Here is a 16,419-nt window from a genome sequence, read left to right as displayed (position 1 = left end):
GCGGGGCGAAGGCCCCGCTTGGTTTAAAGCGCTTCGGTCGGCGTCGAGGTTGCGTCGCCATTGCGGCGTTTGCTGAGGAACAGCGCCACCAGTGCCAGCCAACACAGGCCGCTTATCAGGTTGAACAGATTGAACACCCCACTGCCGCCCCACACGTAAGCCACTTTTGCCAGTTCGATGCCGACGGTAAATACCATCATGCTCAGCATGCCCATGGTGGCGGAGACGGTACCCTTACTGACGTTACTGGAGAACAGCGTCAGGCGGTACAACCCGGCGTTAGCCAGCCCAATACCGTAAGCGTACAGGCTCAGGCCCGCGGTCATCCACAGGTAAGCGTGGCTAGAGAATAGCGTAGCCAGTGCCGCAATCAGCAGCCCCAGCATCATGGGTACCGCACCCAGTTTGATCAGGCGTTGTACGCTGTTCTTACCGGTCATGCGTGCCAGCGTTAGGTTACCGAGGATCAGCGCGCCAAATACCGGGATTTGCAGCAGACCGTAGTCCAGCGTCGACAGTGACTCGCCGCTGATCAGGATCACCGGTGATTGGGCGATCCAGGCCAGCAGCGGCAGGCTGGCGAAGCCGATAGCCAGCGCTCCACAGATAAAGCGGCGGTTGGCCAGAACCTGGCGATAGTCGCGCCACAGATTGGCTGCCGAGAGTTTTTCACCCTGTAGCGAAGCGGTTTCCGGCATGGCTTTCCACAGGCCGTAAAACGCAAAAGCCGCCAATGCCGCAAACAGCACGAACATGCTCTGCCACGGCGCGACGTGGATCAGCGCGGCACCGGCCAGCGGCCCGAGCAGCGGGGCAATCAGCGCCACGTTGGCCATCAGCGCGGTGATTTTTATGCACACCGACTCTTCAAAGGATTCCTGTATCGTGGCGTACCCCACCGCACCGATAAAGCACAAGCCAATCCCCTGCAAGAAACGCATAAAGATAAACTGCTCGATGTTAGTCACCAGCAAAATGGCGAGACAGGCGACGATAAAGAACGCCACGCCAGCCAGCATCACCGGACGACGACCACGGCGATCCGACAACGGCCCCAGTAGCCATTGCAGGAAAATACCGCCAGCCAGATAGGCGGTCATTGAGGTTGGCACCCACTCTTCACCGGCGTTGAAATCTGCCACCACGGCCAGCATGCCCGGCTGGATCATATCGTTAGCGATATAGGTGGCAAATTCAAACAGCACCAGACAAAGAGGGAATAAAAGCGCCTGTCGACCCAAGCGAGCCGCAGGTGGTAATGTTGTTTTCATATTTATTGTACTGAAAGTAAAGAGAAAATAAGGAACTGTCAGGGCGGGAAGCGCAATCTGAGCGAGTTGTGGCGGCTATTTTGCCGCCAATTGTTCACCTTAGCAATAATAAGGTGTTGTTTCAGCACATTCTGATATTACCCGCCAGGGTTGCCACCCACACTTTCGCTCGTTAACCTCTTTTTAACAGACAAAGATGACAACACTGCGGACGACCTTTTGAGTAATAAAATTGGCTGGATAGATAACTTGCGTGCGGTGGCGTGCATGATGGTGGTGATGATCCACGCGACCACCTATTACGTCACCAGCGGGGTGACTGTGGGTGAGCATAACTGGGACATTGCCAACGTGCTCAATTCTATGTCGCGCGTCTCGGTGCCGTTATTTTTCATGATTTCCGGCTATCTGTTTTTCGGTGAAAAAAGTGCCGGCAAAAAGCATTTCATTCGCATTGGTTGTTGCATCCTGTTCTACAGCGCCATCGCGCTAATCTATATTGCTGCGTTCACTAAAATCGGTTTTTGGCCGTCGCTGCGCGGCATCCTGTTGAAGCCGGTGTTTTACCACCTGTGGTTCTTCTATGCGATCGCAGTGATTTATCTGCTGTCGCCGCTGATCAACGTCAAACCGGTATCACGTCGCTATCTGGCCGGCGTACTGGTGATCCTGGCGGTCATCGCCAACCCCAATACCCATTCCATGACGCTGGGGAATACTCACTTACTGCCGGTCAATTTGTACATCTACGGCGATACTTTTTACTACTTGCTGTATGCGTTGGCTGGCCGAGCCATTGGCATGATGAACACACAAGGGCGCGGTGTCAGCGGGTTGGCGGCATTGGGCTTTGTGGTGAGCGTGGTGTTGATCATCCATGGCACTAAAAGCCAGATGTTTATCAACGGCAACTTCGCCGATACCTACTACATCTACTGCGGCCCACTGGTGTTTATCGCGGCGGTATCACTGATGATCTGGTTTAAGAACTGTTTGCCGGAGCCGATTGGCTGGTTGAGCGTTTTTTCCCGACATTCGCTGGCGATATACGGTTTTCACGCCATTATCGTCAATTTTATGCGTAGCCGACACCTGGAGCTGACGCCCCACCCGTTATTGGATATTTTCTGGGTATTCGGTGTGGCACTGGCGCTCAGTCTACTGCTGTCGATGGGGTTACAGAAAATAGACGGCCGACGGCTGGTATCATAACAGCGTCGCACCGCGCTGCTGGGCGCGGCGCAGTTGGCGGCCAGAGGAAAACCCGGCGGCCAACGCCGCTTTCTCCAGCCCGTACCCTTGCTGCAAGCGCTGTTGCGCCACCGCCAGCCGCAGCTGCTCATGATATTCTCGCACGCTGATGCCGATATGGCTGCGGAACAAGCGCGCCAGATGGCGGCTGCTAACGTGGGCTTTTTCCGCCACCTGTGGCACTGACCATTCGGCTTCCGGTTCGGCGGCCATGACATCCTGTGCGCGATGCACCGCCGGGTGCAAATGGTTGCGGTAGCGCAGCCAGGGCGAAAGCTGTGGGTCGTCGCCGGAGCGGCGAAAATAGACCACCATCTCGCGAGCGATTTCCATCGCCCGTGTGGCACCGCACTGGCGGCTAATCAGGTGCAGCGCCAGATCGATCCCCGCGGTAATGCCTGCGCTGGTGTATAGGCTGCGATCTTCAACAAAGATACGGTTTTCTTTTACTAATGCGCTGGGTGCCTGCTGGCGCAGGCGTTCGATCACGTCGTGATGCGTCGTGCATTGATGGTTGTCGAGTAAACCCGCCTGTGCTGCCAGCAGCGCACCGGAACAGACGCAGACCAGCGTGATACGCTGCCGTTGCAAATCGGGTTGCAGTGTCGCCAGCCAGTGGCGGGCCTGCTCCGCCGGTTCATTGGCGAAGAAACGCTGCGAATCACCCACGCCAGGGACCACCAAAATAGCGCCGTCTTCCAGCCGTTCGGGCAAGGGCAGCAGCTGACTCAGCGTCATGCCTATAGAACAGGTTATCTGCGGTAGCGGGCTTATGTAGTGCAGACTGAACTGCCCGGCCAGACGCAAGGTTTCTGCCGGGCCGCTGACGTCCAGTGACAGCACGTTGGGCAGCATCAGAAAGTAGACGGCCTGCAGCATGATGACTCCTATGAGAGTTGCGCCAGCACCTCATCCACACTGGCGAGCTGGGCGAAGCGGTCGACCAGCACGGTCTCAGTATGCCGTTTGAGCTGTTCAGTGGTAAAGACTTCCCCGTTGGGGTGCTGCATTGGAAACGTCATCGTGGCTTCGGTGACGAAAGTCACCCGATAACCCAGATCGGACGCTACCCGAGTGGTGGTTTCGCAGCACTGTTCAGTGCGGATACCGGAGATAATGAGATGATCAATATTCCGTTCGCGCAACCAGGCGTCCAGGCCGGATTCGGTCAGCGCGTTGTGCACGTGTTTGTGTACTGTGATATCGGCCTGATGATCGAGGAACGGCAGGCGTTTCACCCAACCTGAGGCCAATGAAAAAGGCCCCTGTGGGGACACGTGGAATACATCAACCAGCGCGACACCTTGCTGGTGACACCCCGCGATCAGCCGCGTCAACGCCTGTTGGAAAGCGGGAACATCCTCCTCTTGCCAGAATGGACGGTGCTGGAATGATTGCTGAACATCGATGATCAATAACGCGCTACGTGACATTTTCGGCCCTCCGCCAATTAGGTATAACGCCATACTGCGCCGTTACCTTTCATGACAGAAGGCCAAAAACGGCCATCATAGTGACATCAGCGGACCAGCATCAGGCTTTGCCAACCTGACCTGCCACCAGGCGTCCCCGATGGAAGGTCGCACTGCGCGCCGGCAGGCGAGCGACGGCCTCGGCGGAACAACTGGCATTGACCAGCACGAACTCCGCGCTATCACCGGCTTTGGGCCAGACCCGTTGGCCTTTATCGTTCAACGGCAGCACACCGCCGGTGGAAATCGCCATGGCGCGTGACAGGTGGAACTCGTCGGAACTCCGATAGAGTTGGGCGTAAAGGTTGGCCTTTTCCAGGATGTCACCGGTGCCGAACGGCGACCAGTGGTCGATCACACTGTCGGTTCCGGTCATCACAAATACCCCTTTTTCACTGAGCTGCGGTAGCGGCATCATCAGCCCGCCAATCGGCACCGTAGAGGCAATGGTGATTTGCTGCGCTGCCAGTCGGGTGGCGGTTTCCTCCAGTTCTTTCGGGTTTAGCACGGTCAGGGCAAAGGCGTGGCTGATGGTGACTTTTCCGCGCAAAGAGGGGGTCTTTTCTACGGTGGCGATCATGTAATTGATTGCCGCCACGCCGGCCGGGCTGGTTTCATGCAGGTGAATATCGACGCCTTTACCGGTGTCGAGCGCAATCTGGAACATCGCGTCCAGCGACTTCTCCATGGCGCCGTCGACGTTGGTCGGATCCAGCCCGCCAACGTATTGCACCCCCATCTGCATAGCTTCACGCATCAAACCGTCGACTTTCGAATGCAGCAGGCCGTGCTGCGGGAAGGCAACGATTTCGCAGCTGAAGTCTGCCTGATGTTTTTCCAGTGCCAGTTGCAGGTGTTCCAGGCTTTTCAGCCCGCTGACCGGATCGATATTGCAGTGGCTGCGCGCCACGGTGCTGCCTTTGGATTGCAGCAGGGCGATCAGGTTTTCTGCGCGCTGTTGCGAGGTGGGCAAGAGTTTGGGGATCAGCGTCTGTTCCAGCGCGATCATGTCCATGATGGTTTTGCCCTGACGCGGGCGCGGTGCCTGCCATGGGCCGCTGTAAAAAGTTTTATCCAGATGGATATGCATGTCGCGAAATGCCGGAAGCAGCAACTGACCCTGCGCCTGATAGCGCGGTACACCGGCAGGTGCCGGCGCATCCTTGGCGTGGATAGCGGCAATGTTGCCGTCTTTGATTTCAAGCTGATAGAGCGCAGTGCGGGTGCCGATGACGGTGTCGCCGTCATACTCAAAACCCTCTTCCAGCCGAACGTCGCTCAGCCAGTAGTGGCTGTCGGTCAGGGTCATAGGTGTGGTCTCCGGGACGCATGTGCTGCCCGTTGGTGTGGCGGCCTGCGCCACGCCCCCCGTCAGGCCGATTACTGCACAGGCGGTGGTGATTTTACCGGTTTGGCTGAGGAAAGCTCTGCGGCTTTGTTGTTGGTTTTTTTCCACGTTCAGTTCCTTAATCCAGAGGTGAGGTGCGTCAAAAGACAGCCACCAATTTAGGAGAGGAACCGATGGGGTGGCAGTGACATTTGCCACTGGCGACTATTCGATTTGGCAATAATAGGGGGCGCTGTTTGCCCCCTGAGACTGCTGACAAAGTCCATTGCGGTTAAAAGCTCTGATCTGAGGGCTAATAAGAACAAAGGATTATATCTTCTGATTTACCCCAAACACCCGAAAACCACGTTTTTCGGGTGTTTGTCATCAATCTGGGGGCGCTTTGCCCCCTCCCGGTTTTACATCAAGGGTAACAGGCGGGAATAGAGCTCGCGGAAGGTGCTGCGCAGCGCGGTGTAATGCGAGTGGCGCTCGGCATCGGGGATATGCACCTGCTCCAGCGGCAACTCAGGCAGCAGCGCGCTGAGTGGGCGCTGCGGGTTCAGGGCAATTTGGGCCAGTCGGGCGGCACCCAGCGCCGGGCCAACGTCGCCGCCGGTGCGATACTCCAGCCGTTGACCACTGATATCTGCCAGCATCTGCCGCCAGAATGGGCTGCGTGCGCCGCCGCCAATCAGGGTGATGCCAGAGGGTTGCAAGCCGCTGGCATGCAAGACATCCATACCGTCCGCCAGGGCGAAGCCGACGCCCTCCAGCACGGCTCGCGCCAGATCGTTCGGCCCATGTTGATGGGTCAGGCCCCAGAAGGCGCCTTTGGCATTGGGGTTGTTGTGCGGCGTGCGTTCGCCGGACAGATAGGGCAAAAACCACAGCGGGGCCGCCGCCGGGGGGGCCTGTTCGACATTGCGCAGCAAAGTGGCGACGTCATCGACGTTGGTCAGTTTGCACACCCAGTCCAGACAGGATGCTGCACTGAGGGTAACTGACATCAGGTGCCAGGTGTCAGGCAGCGCATGGCAAAAGCTGTGCACCGCGCTGGCCGGGTTGCTGAGAAAGCCGTCGCTGACCGCAAAGTAGACGCCGGAAGTGCCAAGCGACAGCATTGCCTGTCCGGCCCGATACAACCCGACACCGATAGCCCCGGCGGCATTATCCCCACCGCCTGCCACGACGGGTACTGGCGGCATACCCCAGCGCCGGGCCAGGTCGGTATGCGTTTGCCCAGTAATCTGATTGCCCTCGAAGAGGTGTGGCATTTGGCGGCGGTTCAGGCCGCAGGCGGCCAGCATCTCGTCACTCCAGTCACGCTGCGCCACGTTCAGCCAGCCGGTGCCAGCGGCGTCCGACATGTCGCTGGCGAATTCACCGGTGATACACCAGCGTAAATAATCTTTCGGCAACAGTACTTTATCGATCTGTTCAAATAGCTGGGGTTCATGTTGTTGTACCCACAGCAGTTTAGGGGCGGTGAAACCCGGCATCATCAGGTTACCGGTGATTTGCCGTGATTGCGGCACCGCCTGTTCCAGCGCCTGGCATTGCGCACCACTTCTGCCGTCATTCCACAAGATTGCCGGGCGTAATACCTGTTGCCGCGCATCTAACAGCGTGGCGCCGTGCATCTGCCCGCTGAGGCCAATGGCTTTCACCTGTTGCAGGCTGTGTTGCTTACCCAGCGCCAGCATGGCGCGATCGGTGGCGAGCCACCAGTCCTGCGGCGCTTGTTCTGACCACAGGGGATGGGGGCGGGATATAGGCAACGACTCACCATGGCTGGCAAGCAGTTGGCCCTGCTCACTGAGCAAAATGACTTTTACGCCGGACGTGCCGAGATCGATGCCGATATACATTGAAAAGATCCTTAAAGGCGCGGCGAGTGCCGCGCGGGGTCAATTAGCCGAACAAATAGCGGTTCATCAGGTTTTCGAGCTGTTCCTGGCGGCCGCTGACGTGCTGTGGCGCCAGTGCATGTCCTTCAGCGTACTGTGCCAGCGCTTCGAGCGACAGTTTGCCCTGCAAAATTTGCTGGCCCAATTCACCATTCCAGCCGGCATAGCGTTTCGATACCTGCTGATGTAGCTGACCGTCAGCCACCATTTTTGCCGCAACCTTCAGTGCCAGAGCCATCGTATCCATGGCGCCGATATGGCCATAGAACAGATCGTACTTGTCGGTGCTTTGGCGACGGACCTTGGCATCGAAGTTCAACCCGCCGGTGGTAAAGCCCCCGGCCTTGAGGATCTCGAACATGACCAGCGCGTTCTCTTCTACGCTGATCGGGAACTGATCGGTATCCCAGCCCAGTTGCGGGTCACCCCGATTGGCATCGACAGAACCGAAGATACCCAGCGCGATGGCGGTGGCGATCTCATGGTGGAATGAGTGACCCGCCAGCGTGGCGTGGTTGGCTTCGATATTCACCTTAATCTCTTTTTCCAGGCCGAACTGCTTGAGGAAGCCGTAGACGGTGGCGACATCGTAGTCGTATTGGTGTTTGGTCGGCTCCTGCGGCTTGGGTTCAATCAGCAGGGTGCCCTGGAAGCCGGTTTTATGCTTGTGCTCCACCACCATTTGCATAAAGCGACCAATTTGTTCGCGCTCCTGCCGCAGATCGGTATTGAGCAGGGTTTCATAGCCTTCACGACCGCCCCACAACACGTAGTTTTCACCGCCCAGCCGCTGGGTGGCGTTCATGGCGGTGAACACTTGAGTGGCTGCCCAACTGAAGACCTCCGGATCCGGGTTGGTGGCGGCACCGGCACCGTAACGCGGATGGGTAAAGCAGTTGGCGGTGCCCCACAGCAGTTTCACGCCGCTGCTGTGCTGCTTTTCTTCCAGCACGTCGGTCATGACCGCAAAGTTGTGCAGATACTCTTTCAGCGAGGCGCCTTCCGGCGAGACGTCGACGTCATGGAAGCAGTAGTAGGGCACATTCAGCTTGTGGAAAAACTCGAACGCCACGTCGGCTTTGCGCTTGGCCAGTGCCAGTGCGTCGCCGGGTTGCTGCCAGGGGCGATCGAACGCGCCGACGCCGAACATGTCCGCACCGTTCCAGCAGAAGGTGTGCCAGTAGCAGGCGGCAAAGCGCAGGTGCTCCGCCATGCGCTTGCCGAGCACCAGTTCATCCGGGTTGTAATGATGAAAGGCCAGCGGATTATGACTGGTGGGGCCTTCGTAGCGCACTTGCTCAAGCTGATCAAAATAAGATTGCATTATCGACTCCTGGGTAGCAATGCCCGGTTTACGGGATGGCTTTATCTTCGGAGTTTGCGACAGGCGGCTCAATTACGTTATTTCACAGTTAAATTCACAGAATTATTAAATGTGCGGCAGATCTCATAATTGAATATAACCTCAGTCTATTTAAGGCTTAATTCATTTTTATTTGTCGACCTGCTGCTTTTCAGCGTGAAAGCATGACCGCCATCATAAAAACAACATTAAACCAAAAATCATAATTGGCCGGTAAAAATCAGTAATTGCCGAATAATAAATAAGCGATAACAATCCGCTCTAAGTTGCATCACCAGCCTGTTTCAATTATTGCCCTTACACGTTAAATAACAAAGGTATATAAGATGAAATTTAAACCTGTGTTCCTTTCGGTCTGCGCACTGCTGGCGCTGGCCAGCCAACCGGCATTCAGCAAAGAAGTCAAAATCGGCATGGCGATCGATGACCTGCGTCTTGAACGCTGGCAAAAAGATCGCGACATCTTCGTCAGCAAAGCCAAGTCGCTGGGAGCAGACGTGTTTGTCCAATCAGCCAACGGCAATGAAGAAACCCAAATGGCGCAGATTGAGAATATGATCAACCGCGGTGTCGACGTGCTGGTGATTATTCCCTACAACGGCCAGGTATTGAGTAACGTCATCAGCGAAGCCAAGCGGGAAGGCATTAAGGTCTTGGCTTACGACCGCATGATCAATAACGCCGATATTGATTTCTACATCTCCTTTGATAATGAAAAGGTCGGTGAGTTGCAGGCGAAAAGTCTGGTACAGCGGGTACCGCAGGGCAATTATTTCCTGATGGGCGGCTCGCCTGTAGATAACAACGCCAAACTGTTCCGTCAGGGCCAAATGAAGGTGCTGCAACCGCTGATCGACGACGGGAAAATCAAGCTGGTGGGCGATCAGTGGGTCGACGGATGGTTGCCGGAAAACGCATTAAAAATCATGGAAAATGCGCTGACTGCCAACAATAACAACATTGACGCGGTGGTCGCCTCTAACGACGCCACTGCCGGAGGCGCGATCCAGGCCCTGGCCGCACAGGGCCTGGCGGGCAAAGTGGCCATTTCCGGCCAGGACGCCGATCTGGCTGCGGTGAAGCGCATTGTCGCCGGTACCCAGACCATGACGGTCTATAAGCCGATCAGCAAATTGGCCGATGAGGCCGCGGACATTGCCGTGCAATTGGGCAAGGGCGAACAGCCGAAAACTAACGCCACCTTAAATAATGGCAACAAAGAAGTGGCATCCTGGTTATTAACACCGATCCCGGTTGATAAGACGAATATTGAAAGCACCATTATTGCCGACGGTTTCCATAAAAAAGCCGACATTAATTAATCAAGACAGCCGGTAATGTGGAGGGAATAATGCCCAGCCTATTAGAAATGAAAAATATTACCATGCAGTTCGGTGAGGTTAAGGCGGTGGATAATGTCAGTCTGAAATTGGAGGCCGGCCAGGTATTATCGCTGTGTGGTGAGAACGGTTCGGGAAAATCCACCCTGATGAAAGTGCTGTGCGGAATATATCCGCACGGCAGTTATCAGGGCGATATTTATTTCTCTGATGATTTATTGGCGGCGAAAAACATCCGCGACACGGAGCAGAAAGGCATCGCCATCATTCACCAGGAGCTGGCGCTGGTAAAGCAAATGACGGTGCTGGAAAACATGTTTCTCGGCAATGAATGGCGGCGGTACGGCGTGATGGATTATGACGCCATGTACCTGCGCTGCCGACGCATGCTGGCGCAGGTCAAGCTGGAGGTCGATCCCAATACCCCGATTGGCGAATTGGGGTTGGGGCAGCAACAGCTGGTGGAGATCGCCAAGGCGCTGAACAAACAGGTGCGGTTGCTGGTGTTGGATGAACCTACGGCGTCGCTGACTGAAAGCGAAACCGCAACGCTGCTGGCAATCATCGGTGATCTGCGGGATCACGGCATCGCCTGCATCTATATTTCGCACAAGCTGAACGAGGTGAAGGCGATCTCGGATCTGATCTGCGTGATCCGCGACGGCAAGCATATAGGGACACGTTCGGCGGCGTTGATGAGCGAGGACGACATTATCGCCATGATGGTGGGGCGTGAGCTGACCGAGCTGTATCCGCAACAACAGCATGAGATAGGCGAGGTGATCTTGCAGGTGGACAATCTGACCGCCTGGCATCCGGTAAACCGTCAGGTTCGCCGGGTGGATGATATTTCCTTCAGCCTACGGCGCGGCGAGATACTCGGCGTGGCTGGGCTGGTCGGCTCTGGGCGTACCGAGACCATGCAGTGCCTGTTCGGCGTCTACCCTGGCCGTTGGCAGGGCAGCATCACCCTCAATGGTCAGCCGGCCATCATAAATAATTGCCGCCAGGCGATAGGGTACGGCATCGCTATGGTACCGGAAGACCGCAAGCGCGATGGCATCGTTCCTGTGATGGGCGTGGGAGCCAATATGACATTGGCAGCGCTGAACGACTTCAGCGGCGTATTAACCGTGATCGACGATGCCCGGGAACAGGCGACCATTCGCCAATCCCTGGCTCAACTTAAGGTGAAAACCTCCTCTCCTGAATTGGCTATCGCCCGGTTGAGCGGTGGCAATCAACAGAAGGCGATTCTGGCCAAGTGCCTGCTGCTGAAGCCGAAGATTCTCATTCTGGATGAACCAACGCGCGGCATCGACATCGGTGCAAAACAGGAAATCTATAAGTTAATTAATCAACTGGTGCAGCAAGGCATTGCGGTGATTGTGGTGTCTTCCGAGTTGCCGGAAGTGCTGGGATTAAGCGATAGGGTACTGGTGATGCACCAGGGGCGCATCAAGGCGTCGTTGATCAACCGCGGCCTTACCCAGGAACAGGTGATGGAAGCCGCATTGAGGAGTGAAACAGATGTCGAAAAATACGCAGTCTGAGGCGATCGCGCCACCAAGGGTGGAGAAAACACCGACAGTGAAGCGGAACGCCATTAATTTGCAGGTGTTTGTCATGCTGGCGGCGATAGTCGTCATTATGCTGTTCTTTACCTTTACCACCGAAGGGGCCTATCTCAGCGCGCGTAATATCTCCAACCTGCTACGCCAGACGGCGATCACCGGCATTTTGGCGGTTGGCATGGTGTTTGTGATCGTTTCGGCTGAAATCGATCTGTCGGTCGGTTCGATGATGGGGTTATTGGGCGGCGCAGCGGCGATTTTTGACGTCTGGTTCGGTTGGCCGCTGCCGCTGACCATCGTGGTGACACTGCTGGCCGGTCTGTTGTTGGGTGCCTGGAACGGCTGGTGGGTTGCCTACCGCAAAGTCCCTTCGTTTATCGTCACTTTGGCGGGGATGCTGGCCTTTCGTGGCATCCTGATCGGCATCACTAATGGCACCACGGTGGCACCGACCAGCGGCGCTATGTCGCAAATCGGCCAGAGTTATCTGCCGAGTGGGCTGGGGTTCGGTATCGGCGCGGTGGGGCTGACACTGTTTGTGGTATGGCAATGGCGGCGGCGTAGCCGACGCGTACAGCTTGGCTTGCCCGTAGCGGCGCCTGCCGGTGACGTGACCAGGCAAAGCATTTTGGCGCTGCTGGTACTCGGCGCAATCTATTTGCTCAACGATTACCGCGGGGTACCTACGCCGGTGTTAATTCTGACCGCGTTGATGCTGGCGGGGATATTTATGGCTACCCGCACCGCCTTTGGCCGCCGGATCTACGCTATTGGCGGCAATATTGACGCTGCGCGCTTATCGGGGGTCAACGTCGAGCGCACCAAACTGGCGGTATTCGCCATTAACGGTCTCATGGTGGCGATTGCCGGTCTTATCCTCAGTTCGCGGTTAGGCGCCGGTTCGCCTTCGGCGGGCAATATCGCCGAGCTGGACGCTATCGCCGCCTGCGTGATCGGCGGCACCAGCCTGGCAGGCGGCATAGGCAGCGTGGCCGGGGCGGTGATGGGGGCGTTCATTATGGCATCGCTGGACAACGGCATGAGCATGCTGGACGTACCGACGTTCTGGCAGTACATCGTCAAGGGCGCCATTTTGCTGCTGGCGGTATGGATGGACTCCGCCACCAAACGCCGGGCTTAAGAATATATCCTTCATACTTGACGCTGTAGCTGTGTTGGCTGCGTTATTCAGCCCATCCCTGGGCCTCACCCCTGACGGGGCCGCTGCAAGCAGCGTTCAAATCTGCTCCTAGCAGATTTGTCACTCACCCGAATCACTTACTTAAGTAAGCTCATCGGAATGAGTTCCTTTGCCGCCTTGATACAACGTCAATTATTTTGGATATAGCTTTAGAGATCACAGTTATGAGGTGAGGCCTGCTGCTCCCACAGAGAGGTTGTGTTATCCCAGAGAGCAGTCTACTTACCGGGGATGTCGCATGTTCGAAAAGCGCTTTCGTATCACGTTGCTGTTCAACGCCAATAAAGTGTATGACCGCCAGGTGGTTGAGGGCGTTGGGGAGTATTTACAGGCTTCACAGTGCGACTGGGACATCTTTATCGAAGAGGATTTTCGCTGCCGTATCGACAACATCAAGGATTGGCTGGGTGATGGGGTGATTGCCGATTTCGACGACCGGGAAATCGAACATTTGCTGCATAACGTCAAGGTGCCGATTGTCGGTGTGGGCGGTTCTTATCACCGTGAAGAGGATTACCCGCCGGTGCACTATATCGCCACGGATAATCAGGCACTGATAGAGGCGGCGTTCACTCACCTGAAGGAAAAGGGCATTAATCGGTTTGCCTTCTACGGATTACCGAGCGAAGGCGGCAAGCGCTGGGCGCAGGAACGTGAATATGCTTTTCGTCAGCGGGTGCTGCTGGAGCAGTATCAGGGCGTGGTGTATCAGGGCATGGCCACCGCGCCGGAGAACTGGCAATACGCCCAGAACCGGCTGGCGGACTGGGTGCAGACGTTGCCACAGCAGACCGGCATTATCGCCGTGACCGATGCGCGTGCGCGCCATCTGCTTCAGGTTTGCGAACATCTGGATATCGCGGTGCCCGAAAAGCTGTGCGTAATTGGTATCGACAATGAAGAACTGACCCGTTACCTGTCGCGGGTGGCGTTGTCTTCGGTGGCGCAGGGCACCCGCCAGATGGGCTATCGTGCCGCCAAGCTGCTTCATCAACTGCTTGATAGCCGCGAGATGTCGCTACAACGCATTTTGGTGCCGCCGGTGAAGGTGATCGAGCGTCGTTCTACCGATTTCCGTTCGCTGCGTGACCCGGCGGTGATTCAGGCCATGCATTATATTCGTCACCACGCCTGCAAGGGCATCAAGGTCGAACAGGTGCTGGATGCGGTTGGCCTGTCGCGTTCCAATCTTGAAAAACGCTTCAGGGATGAAACCGGCGAAACCATCCACCATGTGATCCATCAGGAAAAGCTGGATCGAGCCTGTAACCTGCTGAAGGCAACCTCGTTGACCATCAACGAAATCTCGCAAATGTGCGGCTACCCGTCGTTGCAATATTTCTATTCGGTGTTCAAAAAAGGCTATGACATGACACCCAAAGAGTATCGCGAGCGCTATGGCGAGGTTAGCTATTAGGCCGGATGTAGCCATAATGGCTACATGTGTAGCTGATAAGGCAACAGGTTAGCTCATACCAACCCACAAAACGCTTTTAATCGTTCGGCCAGCGCGGGTGTTGCCGCGGGGGCGCCGTCGCGGTAATACAACGCCAGTTCAATGTTGTCTATCGGCGGTAACCCTTCGGCGCTGCCCAGCACCCGGTGGCTTGGCAAGCGACAGCCGGCGGGTAACAGCGTTACGCCCAATCCGGCGGCAGAAGCGGCCGTGAGTGCTGCCAGGCTGGTGCTGCTGTAGCCGATGCGCCACCGCTTGCCCAGATTATCCAATGCCTGGCACAAATCGTCGCGGTATAGCCCATTGAGCGGGAACACCGCCAACGGTACCGGTGATTGCTCAATCGCCGGGAAGGCCAGGCTATCGAGCCACAGCAGCGGTTCCGGTCTGGCGGCGCGCGGCGGTTGGTTACGGCGCTGTTTTACCAAAATCAGGTCCAGTTCTTCACGGGCGTAGGCGCTGTGCAGATCCGCGCTCAGGCCGCTGGTGACGTCCAACCGCAAATGCGGGTGGGCGCGGCTAAACTCTGCCAGCAATTCGGTGGTCGGTGCGGCAAAATCCTCGGGCATTCCCAGTCTTAACACGCCATCACGCCAGATGCCGGTTAAGGCATCGTGCGCTTCCTCATTCAGTGCAATGATCCGCCGCGCATAGCTCAACAGTTTCACCCCCTCTTCGGTGAGGAGCACCTGATGAGACGAGCGTTCAAACAGCGGCTTACCCAGCATATCCTCCAGCCGGCGCACCTGTTGGCTAACAGTGGATTGCGACAAAAACACCCGTTCTGCGGCGCGAGTGAAGCTGTTGCTGTCACACACGGCGACAAAGCTGAGCAGTAGCTGTGGATTAAACATCGGGTAGCGATTCATTTTTCCACTGTTGGCTATTTTATTATTTAATTTCCCAATACTAACGGGGGAGCCTACAGTTAGGCAACGCTGCGGCAGTGACTCTGTGACCCCGCACTCCTCATCCCGGAAGTTCAGGAATAGACCGTGTTAAATCATTTTGCAGTTCCCCCCCTTTTACGCCGCTGGTTCAACCCTCTGCTGTGGGTTTTGGTGCTTATTGGTTTGAATATGCGGCCGTTGCTGACCTCTATCGGCCCGCTGTTGCCGACGTTGCGGCAGGCGACCGGCCTGAGTTTTGGCGGTGCGGCACTGCTGACCACCTTGCCAGTGTTAATGATGGGGCTGATGGCGCTGGCAGGTGGGGCGATCAACCGCCTGTTCAGCGAGCGGACTAGCGTAGTGTTGAGCTTGCTGGCGATTGGCGTGGGTGCCGCCTGGCGGGAGCTGGCACCAGGCAGCACGCAATTGATGCTGAGTGCCGTACTGGGTGGGCTGGGGATAGGTGTGATCCAGGCGGTGATGCCCGGCATTATCAAACATCACTTTCTAAAACAAATGGCATTGGTGGCCGGGTTGTGGTCTGCGGCGCTGATGGGCGGTGGCGGGCTAGGGGCAGCGATTACCCCCTGGCTGATGAACATCGGTCATGACTGGCACAGCGCACTGGCCTGGTGGGCGGTGCCGGCATTAGTTGCCTTGATCGCCTGGTGGCCAGTGAGCCGTAGCTTGGCACGCCTGACGCCGTCGGGGACTTCCCACGGACCGAGCCTGTTGTTCAGCCGCCGAGCCTGGTTACTCGGTGCCTATTTTGGTTTGATCAATGGCGGTTATACCAGCCTGATCGCTTGGCTACCGCCCTATTATATGCAGCTCGGCTGGCAACCACAGGCCAGCGGAACTTTGCTGGCACTGATGACCTTTGGGCAGGTGGTGGGGGCGCTGCTGTTGCCAGCGCTGGCGCGTTCGGCGGATCGTCGCCCGCTGTTATTACTGGCGCTGGTCATGCAGTTGATTGGTTTCCTCGGGCTTATCTACCTGCCGCAGACACTGCCGTGGGTATGGGTATTGCTTTCCGGTTTAGGATTGGGCGGTGCTTTCCCGCTGTGCCTGGTGCTGGCGCTCGACCATATACCTCACCCTGCGGCAGCGGGGCGGTTGGTGGCGTTTATGCAGGGCATCGGCTTCTTGCTGGCGGGCACCACGCCCTATATTTCCGGCCTGCTGCGTGATTACAGCGGTGGTTTTGTGCTGGACTGGCAAATCCATGCATTGCTGGTGGTGGTGCTTATTGCGATTACCTGGCGCTTCCACCCGCACAGCTACCGGCGGGCGTTCGCCGAATAATATTTTTGTCATTGCGGCTCCCTATAGTGACGTTGCTTTTACCTCTGGGTAATAACAAC

Annotated in this window: 13 protein-coding genes; 6 read left to right on the top strand and 7 right to left on the bottom strand. The window is 56.7% G+C overall.

The window, feature by feature from the left end; translation table 11 throughout:
- Positions 1-23: 23 nt before the first annotated feature.
- Positions 24-1,271 (bottom strand): MFS transporter, encoded by a 1,248-nt coding sequence (locus ACI2J2_RS19100; protein ID WP_404760634.1) that lies wholly within the window; start codon positions 1,269-1,271, stop codon positions 24-26.
- Positions 1,272-1,490: 219 nt separating this feature from the next.
- Between ACI2J2_RS19100 and ACI2J2_RS19095 the strand changes: the two genes are divergently transcribed.
- Entirely contained in the window at positions 1,491-2,483 is a 993-nt protein-coding gene (locus ACI2J2_RS19095) for an acyltransferase (protein ID WP_209637984.1), read from the top strand.
- Here ACI2J2_RS19095 and ACI2J2_RS19090 read toward each other — a convergent pair.
- The 5 genes from ACI2J2_RS19090 to xylA all read right to left on the bottom strand — a co-directional run bounded on the left by ACI2J2_RS19090 (position 2,478) and on the right by xylA (position 8,555).
- Positions 2,478-3,401, bottom strand: a complete 924-nt coding sequence (locus tag ACI2J2_RS19090) for a GlxA family transcriptional regulator (RefSeq protein ID WP_404760633.1) — start codon at positions 3,399-3,401, stop codon at positions 2,478-2,480. The two genes, ACI2J2_RS19095 and ACI2J2_RS19090, sit on opposite strands and share 6 nt — an antisense overlap.
- A gap of 8 nt (positions 3,402-3,409) precedes the next feature.
- On the bottom strand, positions 3,410-3,955 hold the full coding sequence (locus ACI2J2_RS19085) for a cysteine hydrolase family protein (protein ID WP_265556666.1): 546 nt from the start codon (positions 3,953-3,955) through the stop codon (positions 3,410-3,412).
- Positions 3,956-4,055: 100 nt separating this feature from the next.
- Positions 4,056-5,450 (bottom strand): amidohydrolase family protein, encoded by a 1,395-nt coding sequence (locus ACI2J2_RS19080; RefSeq protein WP_404760632.1) that lies wholly within the window; start codon positions 5,448-5,450, stop codon positions 4,056-4,058.
- 290 nt (positions 5,451-5,740) lie between these two features.
- Positions 5,741-7,192: a xylulokinase gene (xylB, locus tag ACI2J2_RS19075; RefSeq protein WP_404760631.1), complete on the bottom strand. Its 1,452-nt coding sequence runs from the start codon at positions 7,190-7,192 to the stop codon at positions 5,741-5,743.
- Between the two features lie 43 nt (positions 7,193-7,235).
- Entirely contained in the window at positions 7,236-8,555 is a 1,320-nt protein-coding gene (xylA, locus tag ACI2J2_RS19070) for a xylose isomerase (protein ID WP_209637974.1), read from the bottom strand.
- Positions 8,556-8,920: 365 nt separating this feature from the next.
- Here xylA and xylF point away from each other — a divergent pair, with 365 nt between their 5' ends.
- From xylF to xylR, 4 genes are all read left to right on the top strand, one after another.
- Positions 8,921-9,916 carry a D-xylose ABC transporter substrate-binding protein gene (gene xylF, locus ACI2J2_RS19065; protein ID WP_209637972.1) on the top strand — a complete coding sequence of 332 codons (996 nt, stop codon included), beginning with the start codon at positions 8,921-8,923 and terminating at the stop codon, positions 9,914-9,916.
- A gap of 29 nt (positions 9,917-9,945) precedes the next feature.
- The gene (locus ACI2J2_RS19060) at positions 9,946-11,487 is read left to right on the top strand and encodes a xylose ABC transporter ATP-binding protein (protein ID WP_265556669.1); all 1,542 of its coding nucleotides are present in this window, start codon (positions 9,946-9,948) and stop codon (positions 11,485-11,487) included.
- The gene (xylH, locus tag ACI2J2_RS19055) at positions 11,465-12,649 is read left to right on the top strand and encodes a xylose ABC transporter permease XylH (protein WP_404760630.1); all 1,185 of its coding nucleotides are present in this window, start codon (positions 11,465-11,467) and stop codon (positions 12,647-12,649) included. Before ACI2J2_RS19060 ends, xylH begins: the two co-directional genes overlap by 23 nt.
- Before the next feature lie 298 nt (positions 12,650-12,947).
- Positions 12,948-14,126, top strand: a complete 1,179-nt coding sequence (gene xylR / locus ACI2J2_RS19050) for a D-xylose utilization transcriptional activator XylR (RefSeq protein WP_209637965.1) — start codon at positions 12,948-12,950, stop codon at positions 14,124-14,126.
- 53 nt (positions 14,127-14,179) lie between these two features.
- On the opposite strand, the gene ACI2J2_RS19045 is transcribed toward xylR, so the two are convergent.
- Positions 14,180-15,034 carry a LysR family transcriptional regulator gene (locus ACI2J2_RS19045; RefSeq protein ID WP_404760629.1) on the bottom strand — a complete coding sequence of 285 codons (855 nt, stop codon included), beginning with the start codon at positions 15,032-15,034 and terminating at the stop codon, positions 14,180-14,182.
- Positions 15,035-15,160: 126 nt separating this feature from the next.
- On the opposite strand from ACI2J2_RS19045, the gene ACI2J2_RS19040 reads away from it, so the two are divergent.
- A complete protein-coding gene (locus tag ACI2J2_RS19040) occupies positions 15,161-16,360 on the top strand; it encodes a CynX/NimT family MFS transporter (RefSeq protein WP_404760628.1) in 1,200 nt (399 codons plus the stop codon).
- Positions 16,361-16,419 lie beyond the last annotated feature (59 nt).

The sequence above is a fragment of the Serratia sp. NPDC087055 genome, assembly GCF_044900985.1.
In the GTDB taxonomy this organism is placed as follows: domain Bacteria; phylum Pseudomonadota; class Gammaproteobacteria; order Enterobacterales; family Enterobacteriaceae; genus Serratia.
This window is presented reverse-complemented; position numbering and strand designations above follow the sequence as displayed.

Bases quoted from the DNA above. Each gene is read 5' to 3' on its own strand.
- ACI2J2_RS19060 (WP_265556669.1), top strand. From the start codon at position 9,946: ATGCCCAGCCTATTAGAAATGAAAAATATTACCATGCAGTTCGGTGAG.
- xylR (WP_209637965.1), top strand. From the start codon at position 12,948: ATGTTCGAAAAGCGCTTTCGTATCACGTTGCTGTTCAACGCCAATAAA.
- xylB (WP_404760631.1), bottom strand. From the start codon at position 7,192: ATGTATATCGGCATCGATCTCGGCACGTCCGGCGTAAAAGTCATTTTG.
- xylH (WP_404760630.1), top strand. From the start codon at position 11,465: ATGTCGAAAAATACGCAGTCTGAGGCGATCGCGCCACCAAGGGTGGAG.
- xylF (WP_209637972.1), top strand. From the start codon at position 8,921: ATGAAATTTAAACCTGTGTTCCTTTCGGTCTGCGCACTGCTGGCGCTG.
- ACI2J2_RS19090 (WP_404760633.1), bottom strand. From the start codon at position 3,401: ATGCTGCAGGCCGTCTACTTTCTGATGCTGCCCAACGTGCTGTCACTG.
- ACI2J2_RS19045 (WP_404760629.1), bottom strand. From the start codon at position 15,034: ATGAATCGCTACCCGATGTTTAATCCACAGCTACTGCTCAGCTTTGTC.
- xylA (WP_209637974.1), bottom strand. From the start codon at position 8,555: ATGCAATCTTATTTTGATCAGCTTGAGCAAGTGCGCTACGAAGGCCCC.
- ACI2J2_RS19100 (WP_404760634.1), bottom strand. From the start codon at position 1,271: ATGAAAACAACATTACCACCTGCGGCTCGCTTGGGTCGACAGGCGCTT.
- ACI2J2_RS19085 (WP_265556666.1), bottom strand. From the start codon at position 3,955: ATGTCACGTAGCGCGTTATTGATCATCGATGTTCAGCAATCATTCCAG.